At 62.9% G+C, this 13,629-nt stretch carries 9 protein-coding genes; 5 read left to right on the plus strand and 4 right to left on the minus strand.

Annotated features, from left to right (window positions below):
- Positions 1 to 218 precede the first annotated feature (218 nt).
- Positions 219 to 1,721, minus strand: a complete 1,503-nt coding sequence (locus CQ012_RS09695) for an NCS2 family permease (RefSeq protein ID WP_105662034.1) — start codon at positions 1,719 to 1,721, stop codon at positions 219 to 221.
- 12 nt (positions 1,722 to 1,733) lie between these two features.
- Positions 1,734 to 2,219, minus strand: a complete 486-nt coding sequence (locus CQ012_RS09700) for a nucleoside deaminase (RefSeq protein WP_105662035.1) — start codon at positions 2,217 to 2,219, stop codon at positions 1,734 to 1,736.
- A gap of 436 nt (positions 2,220 to 2,655) precedes the next feature.
- Here CQ012_RS09700 and CQ012_RS09705 point away from each other — a divergent pair, with 436 nt between their 5' ends.
- The 3 genes from CQ012_RS09705 to CQ012_RS09715 are packed head-to-tail and all read left to right on the plus strand — an operon-like array spanning position 2,656 to position 7,689.
- Positions 2,656 to 4,065, plus strand: coding sequence for an MFS transporter (locus CQ012_RS09705; RefSeq protein ID WP_105662036.1), 1,410 nt, complete (start codon positions 2,656 to 2,658; stop codon positions 4,063 to 4,065).
- A gap of 1 nt (position 4,066) precedes the next feature.
- Entirely contained in the window at positions 4,067 to 6,202 is a 2,136-nt protein-coding gene (locus CQ012_RS09710; RefSeq protein ID WP_105662037.1) for a molybdopterin oxidoreductase family protein, read from the plus strand.
- Positions 6,199 to 7,689, plus strand: coding sequence for an FAD-dependent oxidoreductase (locus CQ012_RS09715; RefSeq protein WP_105662038.1), 1,491 nt, complete (start codon positions 6,199 to 6,201; stop codon positions 7,687 to 7,689). Before CQ012_RS09710 ends, CQ012_RS09715 begins: the two co-directional genes overlap by 4 nt.
- 263 nt (positions 7,690 to 7,952) lie before the next feature.
- Here CQ012_RS09715 and nirD read toward each other — a convergent pair whose 3' ends face one another.
- On the minus strand, positions 7,953 to 8,330 hold the full coding sequence (gene nirD, locus CQ012_RS09720) for a nitrite reductase small subunit NirD (protein WP_105662151.1): 378 nt from the start codon (positions 8,328 to 8,330) through the stop codon (positions 7,953 to 7,955).
- 358 nt (positions 8,331 to 8,688) lie between these two features.
- Here nirD and nirB point away from each other — a divergent pair, with 358 nt between their 5' ends.
- Complete coding sequence (gene nirB / locus CQ012_RS09725) at positions 8,689 to 11,304, plus strand: nitrite reductase large subunit NirB (protein WP_105662152.1); 2,616 nt, start codon at positions 8,689 to 8,691, stop codon at positions 11,302 to 11,304.
- Positions 11,305 to 11,327: 23 nt separating this feature from the next.
- Here nirB and CQ012_RS09730 read toward each other — a convergent pair whose 3' ends face one another.
- A complete protein-coding gene (locus CQ012_RS09730; RefSeq protein ID WP_105662039.1) occupies positions 11,328 to 12,317 on the minus strand; it encodes an aldo/keto reductase in 990 nt (329 codons plus the stop codon).
- A 133-nt stretch (positions 12,318 to 12,450) separates the two neighbouring features.
- Here CQ012_RS09730 and CQ012_RS09735 point away from each other — a divergent pair, with 133 nt between their 5' ends.
- On the plus strand, positions 12,451 to 13,332 hold the full coding sequence (locus CQ012_RS09735) for an SPFH domain-containing protein (RefSeq protein WP_105662040.1): 882 nt from the start codon (positions 12,451 to 12,453) through the stop codon (positions 13,330 to 13,332).
- The last annotated feature ends 297 nt before the right edge of the window (positions 13,333 to 13,629 follow it).

Below are 13,629 nucleotides of genomic sequence, written 5' to 3' on the forward strand. Positions count from 1 at the left end.
ATGATGGGTGGGATCTGGCGCCCTGCCGGAGGTTCCAGGCTCGTCCAGGGCGCCGCCGCGTGCTGCGGCGGGATCAGTTTCCGTGCGCGATCTGGCCCTTGGACCAGGCGAGGCATCCGCCCATGATTACCCTCCAGAATTCGGATCATTCACATCCATGCAAACCATCAAGGTGAGCCACCTCACCTCAGTGGATCCTTACTATAGCCCGTATCAGCTCAGGCCAGTAGGGCCGTAATCGGGCCCCGTGCGAAGTACACCAGGAAGCCCAGCGCCACCACCCACAGCAGCGGGTGGATCTTGGCGTACCGCCCGGCCGCGGTGTTCACCACCACCCAGGCGATGAACCCTGCGCCAATGCCATTGGCAATGGAGTAGGTCAGCGGCATGGTGATCAGGGTGAGGAACGCCGGCATGGCGCTGGAGAACCGCTTGAAGTTGATCTCGCGGATCTGCGCGCACATCAAGGTGCCCACCAGAACCAGTGCCGCGGCAGCCACCTCGATGGGAACCACCGAAGTCAGCGGCGTGAAGAACATCGAACCCAGGAACAGCACCCCGGTGATGACCGAAGCCAGCCCGGTGCGCGCCCCTTCCCCGATGCCGGCCGCCGAATCCACGTAGACGGTATTCGAGGAGGACGAGCCCATGCCTCCAGCCACCGCGCCCAGGCCCTCGACCACGAATGCGGCCTTCAGCCGCGGGAAGGTGCCGTCCTTGCGCGCCAGACCGGCATTCTTGGCCAGTCCGGTCATGGTGCCCATGGCGTCGAAGAAGTTCGTGAACACCAAGGTGAACACCAGCATCGTCGCCGCCAGCGCGCCGATCCGCCCGAAGGATCCGAACAGGTCGAACTCCCCGGCCAGCGACAAATCCGGCAACGAGACGATATTTCCCTGCAGCACCGGCATGTTCAGGTGCCAGCCATGCGGGTTATCCGCGCCGGCTGGCCCGATCCTGAACACCAGCTCGGCGATCATCGCCAGCACCGTGGAGATCACGATGCCGATCAGGATCGCGCCCTGCACCCCGCGGGCCACCAGCGCACCCATGATCAGCAACCCCACCACGAAGACCATGGTCGGGATCGAGACGATCGACCCGCCATCGCCCAGCTGCACCGGAGGCCCGGCGGCGGTACGGGTGACGAAGCCGGAGTCCACGAACCCGATGAAGGTGATGAACAGCCCGATGCCCACCGTAATGGCGGCCTTCAGGTCCTTGGGGATGGCCCGGAAGATCGCGGTGCGCACCCCGGTCATCCCGAACAGGACGATCAGCACGCCGTTGACCACCACCAGTCCCATGGCCTCAGGCCAGGTGACGTCCTGGATCACCGAGACGGCCAGGAAGGAGTTGATGCCCAGCCCGGCGGCCAGGCCGAAGGGCAGGTTGGCGATCAGCCCGAACAGGATGGTCATGGCCCCGGCGGTCAGCGAGGTCATGGCCCCGACCTGCGCGGCCGGAAGCCAGTTGCCGGCCACATCCACGGGTGCGGCCTCGGCACTGAATCCGCCGAGGATCAGCGGGTTGAGTATCACGATGTAGGCCATCGTGAAGAAGGTGACGATCCCGCCGCGCAATTCCCGCGCCAGCGTGGACCCGCGTTCGGTGATGCTGAAGAACGCGTCCAGGATGCCGCCCGGCCCGCCCGGCCGGCGCGGCTTGCTGCCGCGCTGCGCGCCCTGGGGGCCAGCTGGCAAGCGACTTGTCGTGGTCATGGTCCTGGACCTTTAGTAGTCGGTCCGGGATTCTTGCGAATCCCATGCCTTGAACGGCAACAGGTGCTCGCCGCCTTCGGACTGGAAGCAGTTCACCGGCATCAGCGAGCGGTTGGATTTTGCTTCGAAGTAGTCGTAGAACACCGCGTCGTCGAACCCGGCGGCAGCCGCATCATGCCTGTTGGCCGCGAAGAAGACCTTGCCGATGCGGGCCCACAGCGAGGTGGCCAGGCACATCGGGCAAGGTTCGCAGCTGCTGTAGAGCACGCAGCCGCTCAAGTCGAAGGTCCCCAAGGCGGCGGCCGCGGTGCGGATGGCCACCACTTCGGCGTGCGCCGATGGATCATTGTTGGCCGTGACGCGGTTGACCCCTTCGAAGACCTTGCCGTCGGGGGCGACCACGACGGCGCCGAAAGGCCCGCCGGCGTTGTGGACATTTGTGGTGGCAATATCGATGGCCATCGAAAGATAGTCTTGGCCAGTGGTAGTAACGCTCATCGCGTGGCTCCTCATGCTTTGGACAAGAGAACCGCAGCGCGCTGCTTGGCGCTAGCTACCGGTTGCGCTTGTCACCTGAAATCGATCAGTTGCATGCCCGGTAGATAGCGACCCATCAGGTGGGTGCCCGCCATAGACAGCTACGAGATTATCAGCGGATTGTGACGCACGCAACACTTCTTTTGAAATCTCTTTTTCGCATCATGAACAAAAACTTGCCGTCTTGCCGCTCATCCCCTCTCCCACTTGCAGCGATCCGACGGGGCTGGCCCCTCCCTCCAGCACCGCGAATCCCGAAGCTGGATCGTTGCCCCGGGGCTCGGGTTTCCAACACATTACAGCCGCCTATCGGCGCACCGATCCGGCGGGTGAATTTAAGTTCCCTTCGGCGCAACAACCTGAGCACCTAGGCGAAATACCTCTTTGAGAAGCTCAGATGCATCAAGTGCTAGAGAAGGGATCGGATAACGTGAGCGCACAGCTAGAAGCATCTGACACATCGCAGGCACTGCAGGTGCAACCAGGACGCTGGGTCAGCAATTGGACCCCGGATGATCCAGAATTCTGGAAGCGCACCGGATCTGCGGTAGCCAGCCAAAACCTCAAGTGGTCCATCTTCGCCGAGTTCCTCGGATTCAGCGTTTGGCAGCTTTTCGCCATTGTCGTGGTCTATCTTCCAGTAGCGGGATTCAGCTACAGCACCACGCAGCTGTTCTGGCTGATCTCCATCCCGAGCCTCGTCGGTGCCACACTGCGCATCCCCTACACGTTCATGGTGGCCCGTTTCGGCGGGCGCAACTGGACGGTCATTTCCGCGCTGCTCCTGCTGATTCCGGCCGGCGGCATTTCCCTGGCCCTGGCTGATCCGTCCACGCCATTCTGGGTCATGCTCAGCCTTGCGGCGCTGACCGGCTTCGGCGGCGGAAACTTCGCTTCCTCGATGGCTAATATCACCTATTTCTACCCCGCTTCCCGCAAGGGGTGGGCGTTGGGCCTCAACGCCGCCGGCGGCAACCTCGGCGCGGCGGTCGCCCAGCTGCTTGTACCGGTCATTGTCACGGTCTTCGCCGCCGGGGCGTTGCAGCTTCCGCTGGCAGGGATGCTCTGGATCCCGTTGATTCTGCTCTCCGCATGGGGTGCCTGGAAATACATGCACAACCTGTCGTCGGCCCGCTCAGATATCCGCGGCGCCATTGCCTGCCTGAAGGTAAAGCACCTGTGGATCATCTCCGCACTGTATGTGGGAACCTTCGGCTCCTTCATTGGATTCTCGGCAGTTTTCCCCAAGCTGATCGTTGACACTTTCCCTGAATACGCGGCCTTGCCGTTGGGCACCGCAACCATCACCTTGGCTTTCCTCGGCCCGCTGGTCGCGTCCCTGGCCCGTCCATACGGCGGCAAGATCGCTGACAAGCTCGGCGGCGCACGCATCTCCGTGGCGACCTTCGGAGCCATGGCCTTGATTACCGCTGCGCTAGTGCTCAGCCTGCCACGGGCCAACTTCTGGATGTTTCTCTTCCTGTTCTTGCTGCTCTTCACCGCAAGCGGCATCGGCAATGGCTCGACCTACCGCATGATCCCGGCAGTCTTTGCCCTGAGCGACGAGGGAAAACAGGCAAGCCAGGTGGATTCTTCGCGCAAGGCGGCCGCAGCCCTCGGTTTGATCTCGGCCATTGGCGCCTACGGCGGCTTCCTGATTCCCCAGGCCTTGGGCCTGTCCGTATCCAGCACCGGCGCCTACACCACGGCGTTCATCATCTTCATCGCGGTCTACCTGCTGCTCATGGCCACCGCATGGTTCGCCTATGCACGCTCAGGCACCCGTTTCGCCCAGCACGGAGTCTAGGATGACCGACACTCATTGCCCCTATTGCGCCCTGCAGTGCGGCATCACCTTGGAACCCAACCAGCAGGATCACGGCACCGAACCGGTGAGCCTGAAGGGACGGGACTTCGAGACCAATGGCGGGGCGCTGTGCCGCAAAGGCTATAGCGCCGCCACGCTGCTCGATCACCCAGAACGCCTGCAATCACCCCTGCTCCGCCAGCCCGATGGAAGCTTTGCCCCGGTTAGCTGGGAGCATGCGCTGGATCTGGTTGCCGAAAAGGCGCTAGGCATCCGGGCCGACTCCGGAGCCGACGCACTCGCGGTCTTCGGTTCCGGGTCGCTGACCAATGAAAAGGCCTACCAGCTGGGCAAGTTCGCGCGGCTGGCCCTAGGTACCTCGCGGATCGATTACAACGGACGGTTCTGCATGTCCTCGGCGGCCGCCGGCACCAACCGCGCCTTCGGCTTGGACCGGGGATTGCCTTTCCCGCTGGCTGATCTGGATTCGGCCGGGATGATCCTGATGCTCGGTTCCAACGTGGCCGATACCATGCCGCCCTTTGTCCGGCATCTGGCCGGGGCCCGTGAGAACGGCGGGCTGATCGTGGTTGATCCGCGCCGTTCAGCTACAGCCGAGCTCTGCGCCGATAATGCTGGCTGGCACCTGCAGCCGACCCCCGCCACCGACCTTCCGCTGCTGCTGGGCTTGGCCCACGTGCTGGTGGCCGAGTCCCTGGCCGATACCAGCTACTTGGCCGCCCGCACCAACGGTTTCGATGCAGTGAAAGCCTCCTTGGCCAGCTGGTGGCCAGAACGCACCGCCCAGGTCACCGGCGTTCCTGCCGAGCAGATCCGGCGCACCGCCCGGGCCCTGGCCCAGGCGGCCAGCGAAGCGAAGGCCGGCGGCAAGCCGGTCTACATCCTCACCGGCCGCGGCATCGAGCAGCATTCCAACGGCACCGATACGGTCACCGCCGCGATCAACCTCGCGCTGCTGCTCGGCTTGCCCGGAACCCTGGCCGGCGGCTACGGCACCATCACCGGCCAGGGCAACGGGCAGGGCGGTCGGGAACACGGGCAAAAGTGCGACCAGCTTCCCGGCTACCGCAAGATCACCGACCCGGAACACCGTGCGCATGTAGCCCGCGTCTGGGGTGTTGACCCCGAAACCATTCCCGGTCCCGGGCTTCCCGCCGTTGAACTCCTTGACGCGCTAGGTTCCCCCACCGGTCCGCGCATGCTGATGGTCCACGGGGCCAACCCGGTGATCTCCGCACCCGATGCGTCACGCGTGATCCACGCACTGTCCAGGCTGGATTTCCTGGTGGTCTGCGACTTCTTCCTCTCGGAGACTGCAGCCCGAGCGGACCTGGTCCTGCCGGTGCTGCAATGGGCTGAAGAAGAAGGCAGCATGACCAACTTGGAGGGGCGGATCCTGCGCCGCCGCGCTGCCTTGGCGACACCGGAACATGCGCGCGGCGAACTGTGGATCCTCGCCCAGCTCGCCCAGCGGCTGGATGCTCCCGGCCACTTCTCCCCCGATCCGCGGGAAGTTTTCGAAGAACTCAAATTGGCTTCGGCCGGTGGCCTGGCGGACTACTCGGGGGTGCGTTGGGATGACCTCGATGCCGGGGCGGCCATCTACTGGCCGTGCCCTGCAGGCACCGAAGTGAAGGCCAGGCGCGGCATCCGCAATGGAACCCCTCGGCTATTCCTTGACGGTTTTGCGCATGCGGATCGGCGTGCAGTGCTGGTGCCAGTTGCTTTCCAACCGGAACCCCGGAAGAACAACGCGGCCGTGTCCCTGGTGACCGGCCGGCTGCTGGAGCACTACCAGTCTGGCGCCCAGACGCGCCGGGTCCCCGAGCTGGCCCAGGCCGCTCCGGAACCGCTGCTGGAAATCCATCCGGCAACCGCCCTGGCCCACCAGATTGCCCAGGGGCAGAAGGTCGTGATCAGCAATGAACGCGGTGAAGTCACCGCCCGCGCGCTGCTGACCGCCGATGCCCGGCTGGACACGGTCTTCCTGCCCTTCCACTACCCGGATTCCGGTACCGCAAACCTGCTGACCGAGGCGAAGGTCGACCCGCACAGCAGGATGCCGGAATTCAAGCACGCCCATGTTTCGCTGAGCGCTGTGAAAGAGGAACAATGAACGAGCAACGCCCGCAACGCATTATCATCATTGGCTTCGGCCCCGTCGCCGCGTCCCTTGTCGAAGGGCTGCTCCCGGCAGCGGCGGCCGGCCACTGCGCCATCACCATCATCAGCGCCGAAGACCACCTGGCCTACAACCGTGTGCTGCTCGCTGAACTGGCAGCCGGAGCCGCCGAGTTCGAACACCTGAGCATGGTGGATCCGCAGCGCTTGGCCGATGCCGGAGTCGACGTGCGCTTGGGCGTGCAGGCTACCGGCATCGATCGCTCACGGCGCCGGATCCATCTGGGCGGCAACGACTATGTGTCCTACGACCGGCTTGTTTTCGCCACCGGCGCCCGAGCGGTGATCCCCACGCTCAACGGCCTGAATTTCGATCCGCACGCTGATGCTTCACTGCCAGCCGGAGTTTTCGCGCTGCGCACGGTGGATGACGCCCACCAGCTGCGGGAATCGATCGGTCTGGGCCAACGCATTTTAATTCTCGGCGGCGGAGTTCTGGGTATCGAGGCGGCCTTGGCCATTGCGCGCACCGGCGCCCAACCGGTGCTGGTGCATCATGGTTCGGCTCCCTTGGGACGCGTCGTGGATGCAGATGGAGGGGCGCTGCTGACGCGTAATCTGCGTGAAGCAGGTGTCGAGGTGATCCCTGGTGCGAAGGCCAGTGGCATTCAGAAGGATGCACAGGGTTTCACCGGCCTGATGACTTCCACCCACGGACTGATCCAGGCTGATGCCCTGCTCATTTCCACGGGTGTGAGAGCCAGAACAGAGCTGGCCTCGGGCTGTGGATTACCGGTGGGCCGCGGTATTAAGACTGATGAATTCCTTTGCGCCGATACCGAGCAGCGAATTTTCGCCCTCGGCGACTGTGCCGAAGTTGCCGGACAGCCACCGGTCGGACTGCTGGCCCCGGGCTGGGCCCAAGCCGCATGGTTGTCCCAGCAGTTGTTGCGGCTGGCTGGTTCCTCTGGCTCCGAGCCGCTTGCTGCCCCGGACTTCTCTGCTTCTGATGTATTGATGCTCAAGGGACAAGGCATCGAGCTGACTGCAGCCGGCGATATCAGCGCCGGTTATTGGGACGATACCGATCTGCAGGCAACCGTCTATGCAGATCCTGCGCGCGGACGGTACCTGAAGATCGTCACCCGGCAGGATACGGTCACCGGATTCCTGGCCATGGGATTGCCGCAAACCAGTGCCGAACTCGTGCTGGCCTATGAACGGGCCACCGCATTGCCTGAAGACCGTTCGGCCCTCTTGCGGCTGGATGATCCGGCAACGGATCAAATCGCTGCTATCCCCAGCGATGATGATCAGCTGTGCCGCTGTTCGGGCGCTACCTACGGCCAGGTAACCCATGCTGTAGGCGCTGGTTGCACCACCGTCGCCGAGGTCGGCGAGAACTGCCGTGCGGGCACCGGATGCGGCGGGTGCAAAGCGAAGATCGAAGAGTTGCTGGCCAAGGCGCCTGCCCTGGCGTAATGACTCCAATGGGCGGTCGGCTCCCAGCTAGCTGGCCGCCCTTGCCTATGCCCGGCCGGAACGCAAAATCGCAGGGACGAAAGCCGTGAGCTTTCGTCCCTGCGTTTGGATGATGATGCGAGTTGCCTTATTCTTGCACGCCACCGCTGGAAAATGCGATAGCCGGAGCTAGTTGGTTGCAAGCGAATCCGTCTCGTCGTTCAGTTCGTACCAGCCTTGCCAGGCCGAATGCTCGACGTTCAGGCTGCGATCTGATTTGATACTCATTTGCTCTGCTCCATCCATAGCTGTCCCTCGATTTCCATGAGCCGCTGCACTGGCAGCGGCAGCGAATCGGCGTTCAGGCATTCGCCGGTATCCAGTCGGTACACTTCCTTGTGCAGCGGGCAGGCAACGGTGGCCACGCTGGTTCCTTCGACCATGGTGTCGCCCAGAATGCCGCGGGCCATGACCTTCGCGCCGCTGTTCGGGCAGTGATGCGAGGTTGCGTAGAAGGCATCTTCTTCGGTACGGAACAGGGCTAGCTGTGTGGCCTCGAGCCACAGCGCTTCTCCCCATCCACGCTCCAGCTCTGCACTGCGGCAAAGCGGAGCCAAGCTCAAAGTAGCTTCACGGGTGTCTTCTGCAATTTGCGTGCTCATGAACGTAAGCCCTTCGTGGTTGGCATCTGCTGACATACCGAGCTTAGAAGCCGCATGTTTCGCCCGATGCTTCCAGCCGTTGCCAGTCCGTAAAGCATGCCTAACAGCAAAAATGGGCACCGTGAATCCTGGATTCTCCCGGAAATCCGCTGGTTTATCCTGTCCAATTGCCTTTGCGCAACGATTGCCCATTGCGAATGATTCGAATATGTTTCAGCCGCTTCACCTGGCTTTCGTCTGATGGTGGAGAGAATTGCTCCGGCCGAAACACAAGGGTAATTGCGGCGCAAAGCATGCTTTCTACAGTGGACTCATCAGCCTGAAACTCACCGTTTCCCAGCGAAAGTCGAAATTGATCATGGGTACTCCACACAATGCACGCAACATCCTGGTTATCGGCGGCGGTCCCGCAGCCCACCGCTTCACCGAAGCCCTGGCCAGCCGCGCACCGCAGGATCTGAGCATCACGGTATTGACCGAAGAAACCCACCTTCCCTATGATCGCGTGGCGCTCTCCCAGGCGTTGACCAACCCCGGAGTCGATCTCACCCTCGGCGATCCGAAGCTCTGGGAAGCCGAGCATGTCACCTTGCAAACCAACGCCAAGGCCATCGCTATCGACAGCACCAAGCGCACGGTAACCACGGAAGACGGACGCATTTTCAGCTACGACGAATTGGTGCTGGCCACCGGTTCCAACGCGGCCACGTTGCCAATCGCCGGCAACGAGCACACCTTTGTGTACCGCACGCTGGAAGATGTCTGGTCCATCGCGCAGAAGGTCAAGGAACTTTCAGCTTCCCTGGGCCGCACCCCGGTGGTAGCTACCATCGGTGGCGGGCTGCTCGGTTTGGAAGCTGCCGCGGGTGCCCAAGCACTGGGTGCGGAGGCAGTGGTCATTGATGGCGGCAAATGGCTGATGGGCACCCAGCTGGATGAAGGCGCTGGCCAAGCCATGGGCCGGCTCATCGAGCAAACCGGATTCACCGTCCACAACGGCGTTTTCCCGCAGGAAATCCTGACCAGCCAGGAGTCCGGCAGCACGGCTGTCACCGGCGTGCTGATGGCTGATGAACGCACCATCGATGCGGATATGGTGGTCGTTTCGATCGGTGTTCGTCCCCGCGATGAACTGATCCGCAATTACAACGCGGCCCTTGACGAAGCAGGAAGCCCGGCACCCCGTTTCGGCATGGGCCCACGCGGCGGCGTGGTCATCGACGCGCATTGCGCCACCGATATCGAGCACATCTGGGCTATTGGCGAGGTCGCGAACTACGAGGGTTTCTGCATTGGCCTGGTCGCTCCGGCCAACGCCATGGCGGAAATCGTGGCCGAACAGCTGGCCGGGGGCGAAGCCGAATTCGCCGGCTTCGACACCGCCACCAAGCTCAAGCTCTCCGGTGTGGATGTGGCCAGCTTTGGCGATGGCTTCGCCCGCGCCGAGGGGGCGCTGGAAGTGGTCTATGCCGATGCCCCGCGCGGCCTGTACCAGAAGCTAGTGGTGTCCTCCGACGCCAAGACACTGCTCGGCGGCATTTTCGTTGGCGATGCCACCCCGTACCAGTCGCTGCGTCCGCTGCTCGGCCGGGAACTGCCCGGAGAGCCAGGCGCATATCTGAGTGCATTAGGCGGCGAAGCGCCGGAGGGCGAACTGCCCGATGATGCGGTGCTGTGCTCCTGCAATTCCGTGACTGCTGGCACCATCCGCGATGCCGTCTCGGGTTGCGGTTGCTTCGAGGGCGAAGCACCGGTGACCACGGTCTCCGGCTTGAAGGGCTGCACCCGTGCCGGCACCCAGTGCGGGTCATGCGTGCCGATGCTCAAGAAGCTCATGGAAGCGCAGATGCTCAAGGACGGCGCGGAAGTTTCCACCGCCCTGTGCGAGCATATTTCCTTCTCCCGTCCGGAGCTCTACGAAGCCATCCGCGTGGCCGGGTTGCAGGCCTTCGGCGAGGTGATGGAACGCTTCGGCACCGGCCAGGGCTGCGATATCTGCAAGCCGGTGATCGCCAATATCCTCTCCTCGCAGACCAGCGCCCACCCTATGGATGCAGGTCTTGCCGGCGCCCAGGACACCAACGACCGCGTGCTGGCCAATATGCAGAAGGACGGCACCTATTCGGTGGTGCCGCGCATCCCGGGCGGGGAGATCACCCCCGAGAAGCTCGGCGTGATTGCAGCGGTGGCACAGAAATACGGCCTGTACACCAAGCTCACCGGCGGCCTGCGCATCGACATGTTCGGCGCCCGCTTGGAGCAGCTGCCCGAGATCTGGCGCGAGCTGGTGGACGCCGGCTTCGAATCGGGCCAGGCCTACGGCAAGTCGCTGCGCAATGTGAAGACCTGCGTCGGTTCATCCTGGTGCCGATACGGCATGCTCGATTCCACCGCGCTGGGCATCGAAATGGAGCTGCGCTACCGGGGCCTGCGGGCACCGCACAAGCTGAAGATGGGCGTTTCGGGCTGTGCCCGCGAGTGCGCCGAAGCCCGGGCCAAGGACATCGGCGTAATCGCCACCACCGATGGCTGGAACCTGTATGTGGGCGGCAACGGCGGCGCCAACCCGGCCCATGCCCAACTGCTGGCCGGCGGGCTGGATGACCAAACGCTGTTCAAGTACATCGACCGCTACCTGATGTACTACATCCGCACCGCGGACAAGCTGCAGCGCACCGCGCATTGGCTGCAGGACCTGGATGGCGGATTGGAACGGGCCAAGCAGGTGGTGATCGGGGATTCGCTGGGCCTGGCCGACGAGTTGGAAGCGGCCATGGAAACCCACGTGGCCAACTACGAGGATGAATGGGCCGCCACCTTGGCCGACCCGGTGAAGCTCAAGCGCTTCCGTTCCTTCGTGAACACCGCCGCACCGGATACCGAGCTGGAATATGTTTCCGAGCGCGGACAGCAGCGCCCCGCCGAGCCGGTGGCACTAGGTGCCAGCATCCCGGTCGGGGCGCCGCAAGGCTAGGAACGGCATCCCACCCGTGCTGCCTACCAGCGCGGGTGGATCTGTTCGCGCAGCTTGGCGTCGTAGAGATCGCGGACCGAGGCGTTGAATCCCTCGGAAATCTGCAGCGAACCGGCTGCCGCGTTGGCGCGGGCCTGCTGCGCATTGCGGGCTCCGGGGATGATGGTGCTCACCCCGTCCTGGGCGGCCAGCCAAGCCAAAGCCACCTGGGCACTGGTGGCTTCGGGCGCCTCGGCGGCAGCTAGCTTGGCGAACTCGCCAGCGGCTTGAAGACCGGTGGCGTAGTCCACGCCGGAGAAGGTCTCCCCGACATCGAAGGAGGAGCCATCGCGGTTGAAGTTGCGGTGGTCGTCCTTGGCGAACTCGGTCTGCAGGGTGTAGCGGTTGGTCAGCAATCCGCTGGCCAGCGGCACCCGGGCGATGATCCCCACCCCTGCCTCGCGGGCTGCCGGAAGCACGGTTTCCAGCGGCTTGTGGCGGAAGGCGTTGATGATGATCTGCACGGTGGCGATGTTCGGGCGGGCAATAGCCGCCAGCGCCTCGTCCACGGTTTCCACCGAAACGCCGTAGTTGGCCATCCGGCCTTCATCCACCATGGTGTCCAGCGCATCGTAGATCGCATCGGTGGAGTACACCGGGGTTGGCGGGCAGTGCAGCTGGACCAGGTCCAGGGTGTCCACGCCCAGGTTCTTGCGGGAGCGGTCATTCCACGCGCGGAAGGCATCCAGATTGTAGTTCTCCGGCAGCTGCTCGACACGGCGGCCCATCTTGGTGGCCACGGTGACCCCGGCGTCCGGGTTGGCCTTCAGCCAAGTGCCGATCAGCTGCTCGCTGCGGCCATCGCCGTAGACATCGGCGGTGTCGAAGAAGCTCACGCCGGCTTCATAGGCGGCATCGAGTACGGCTAGCGCGTCGGTCTCGTCTACCGAGCCCCAGTCAGCGCCTAGCTGCCAGGTGCCCAGGCCAATGGCCGACACGTTGCGGTGGGTACGTCCAAGTTCTCGTTTTTGCATGCCTCCGAGTCTAGTGCCCGAAGTGCCTATTTCCGGTCGATAGCAGATCATATTTCTGTGTTGCGGTGTCTGAATTTGTTCTCAATTATCTAAACGATAGAATATAAATTACCGTCACACCATCGAGGAGATCATGTTCCCCACTATTCTTGCGGTCATTTGCGCCGTCGTAGGATTGCTCGTCATGCTTGCCAGCAAATCCATGAAGCCAGAAAACAAGAACCGCTCTTCCACGCGCTTCACCGGAATCAGCATCTTCATCGTCTCGCTGATTGTGCTGGCCATCATGTCCACCACCATCGTGCAGCCACGCACTGTAGGCGTGAAGGTCGCGCTGGGCAAGCCGACCTCCGTGGTGAGCAACGGCTTCCACCTGAAGTGGCCATGGGAAAAGGTCGAGAAGCTGGATGGCTCGGTGCAGAACGACGTCTACTCCGCCAGCAGCGCCATCCCGGTTCGCCTGGGCAACAACGGCCGAGCCGACGTTGACGCCTCGATCCAGTGGCAGCTGAAGACCGACGATGCGATGGACGTGTTCCTGGATTACCGCACCTTCGAGGGCATCCAGTCCAACCTCGTCGACCGCAACTTCCGCGCCGCTTTGAACGAGGTCATGGCCACCTATGATCCGCTGGAATACGGCGAACCGGCCAGCGGCGGCCAGGACCTGGAAGGCCTGGCGAAGTCCGTCCAGGAAAAGATGCAGGCCAAGGTCAAGACCCAGATCGAGATCCGCTCGGTTACCTTGCCGATCATCAACTTCGACGAGCCGACGCAGAACCGCATCAACGAGCTGCAGGCGGAAACCGCCAAGACCCGCGTGGCCCAGCAGCGCAAGCAGACCAGCCAGGCTGAAGCCGAAGCCAATAAGATCCTGGAACGCTCGCTGACTCCGGAAACATTGACGTCCAAGTGCCTGGATATCGTCGCCGAATCCGGCCAGAGCCCTATCGGCTGCTTCCCGAATTCAGGGGTCCAGCCCATTACGATGACTGGCGACAAAGACAGCAAATAGCCCCCTTTGATCATCGCCCCCGTCCACAGGACAGGGGCGATGATTAGCTTAATTTTGGACCTGCACCAATGAACTACGTTGCGCTGGTGTTTAGGGGGTGACTCGTGGGGAAAAGTTTTATGGATCGCTACTTGCTAATGAGATGAGCGGGTCAAGTTTCTGAAACAGAGTCGTTGATGATCCCTCAATACTTTCAAGCCGCGAACCTGTCGGCGATGTCTGAGGCGTTTTCCACTGGCTGTTCAGCCGAGTCGTCTTAGAAGGTCTTGTCGTGTTTTTCCGAGCCTCTTTCTATCA

This window comes from Arthrobacter sp. MYb214 (assembly GCF_002979865.1).
Classification (GTDB): domain Bacteria; phylum Actinomycetota; class Actinomycetes; order Actinomycetales; family Micrococcaceae; genus Glutamicibacter.

Coding starts and splice junctions, on each gene's coding strand:
- CQ012_RS09705 (WP_105662036.1), top strand. CDS start 2,656: ATGCATCAAGTGCTAGAGAAGGGATCGGATAACGTGAGCGCACAGCTA.
- nirD (WP_105662151.1), bottom strand. CDS start 8,330: ATGAGCACGCAAATTGCAGAAGACACCCGTGAAGCTACTTTGAGCTTG.
- CQ012_RS09695 (WP_105662034.1), bottom strand. CDS start 1,721: ATGACCACGACAAGTCGCTTGCCAGCTGGCCCCCAGGGCGCGCAGCGC.
- CQ012_RS09715 (WP_105662038.1), top strand. CDS start 6,199: ATGAACGAGCAACGCCCGCAACGCATTATCATCATTGGCTTCGGCCCC.
- CQ012_RS09735 (WP_105662040.1), top strand. CDS start 12,451: ATGTTCCCCACTATTCTTGCGGTCATTTGCGCCGTCGTAGGATTGCTC.
- CQ012_RS09710 (WP_105662037.1), top strand. CDS start 4,067: ATGACCGACACTCATTGCCCCTATTGCGCCCTGCAGTGCGGCATCACC.
- CQ012_RS09730 (WP_105662039.1), bottom strand. CDS start 12,317: ATGCAAAAACGAGAACTTGGACGTACCCACCGCAACGTGTCGGCCATT.
- nirB (WP_105662152.1), top strand. CDS start 8,689: ATGGGTACTCCACACAATGCACGCAACATCCTGGTTATCGGCGGCGGT.
- CQ012_RS09700 (WP_105662035.1), bottom strand. CDS start 2,219: ATGAGCGTTACTACCACTGGCCAAGACTATCTTTCGATGGCCATCGAT.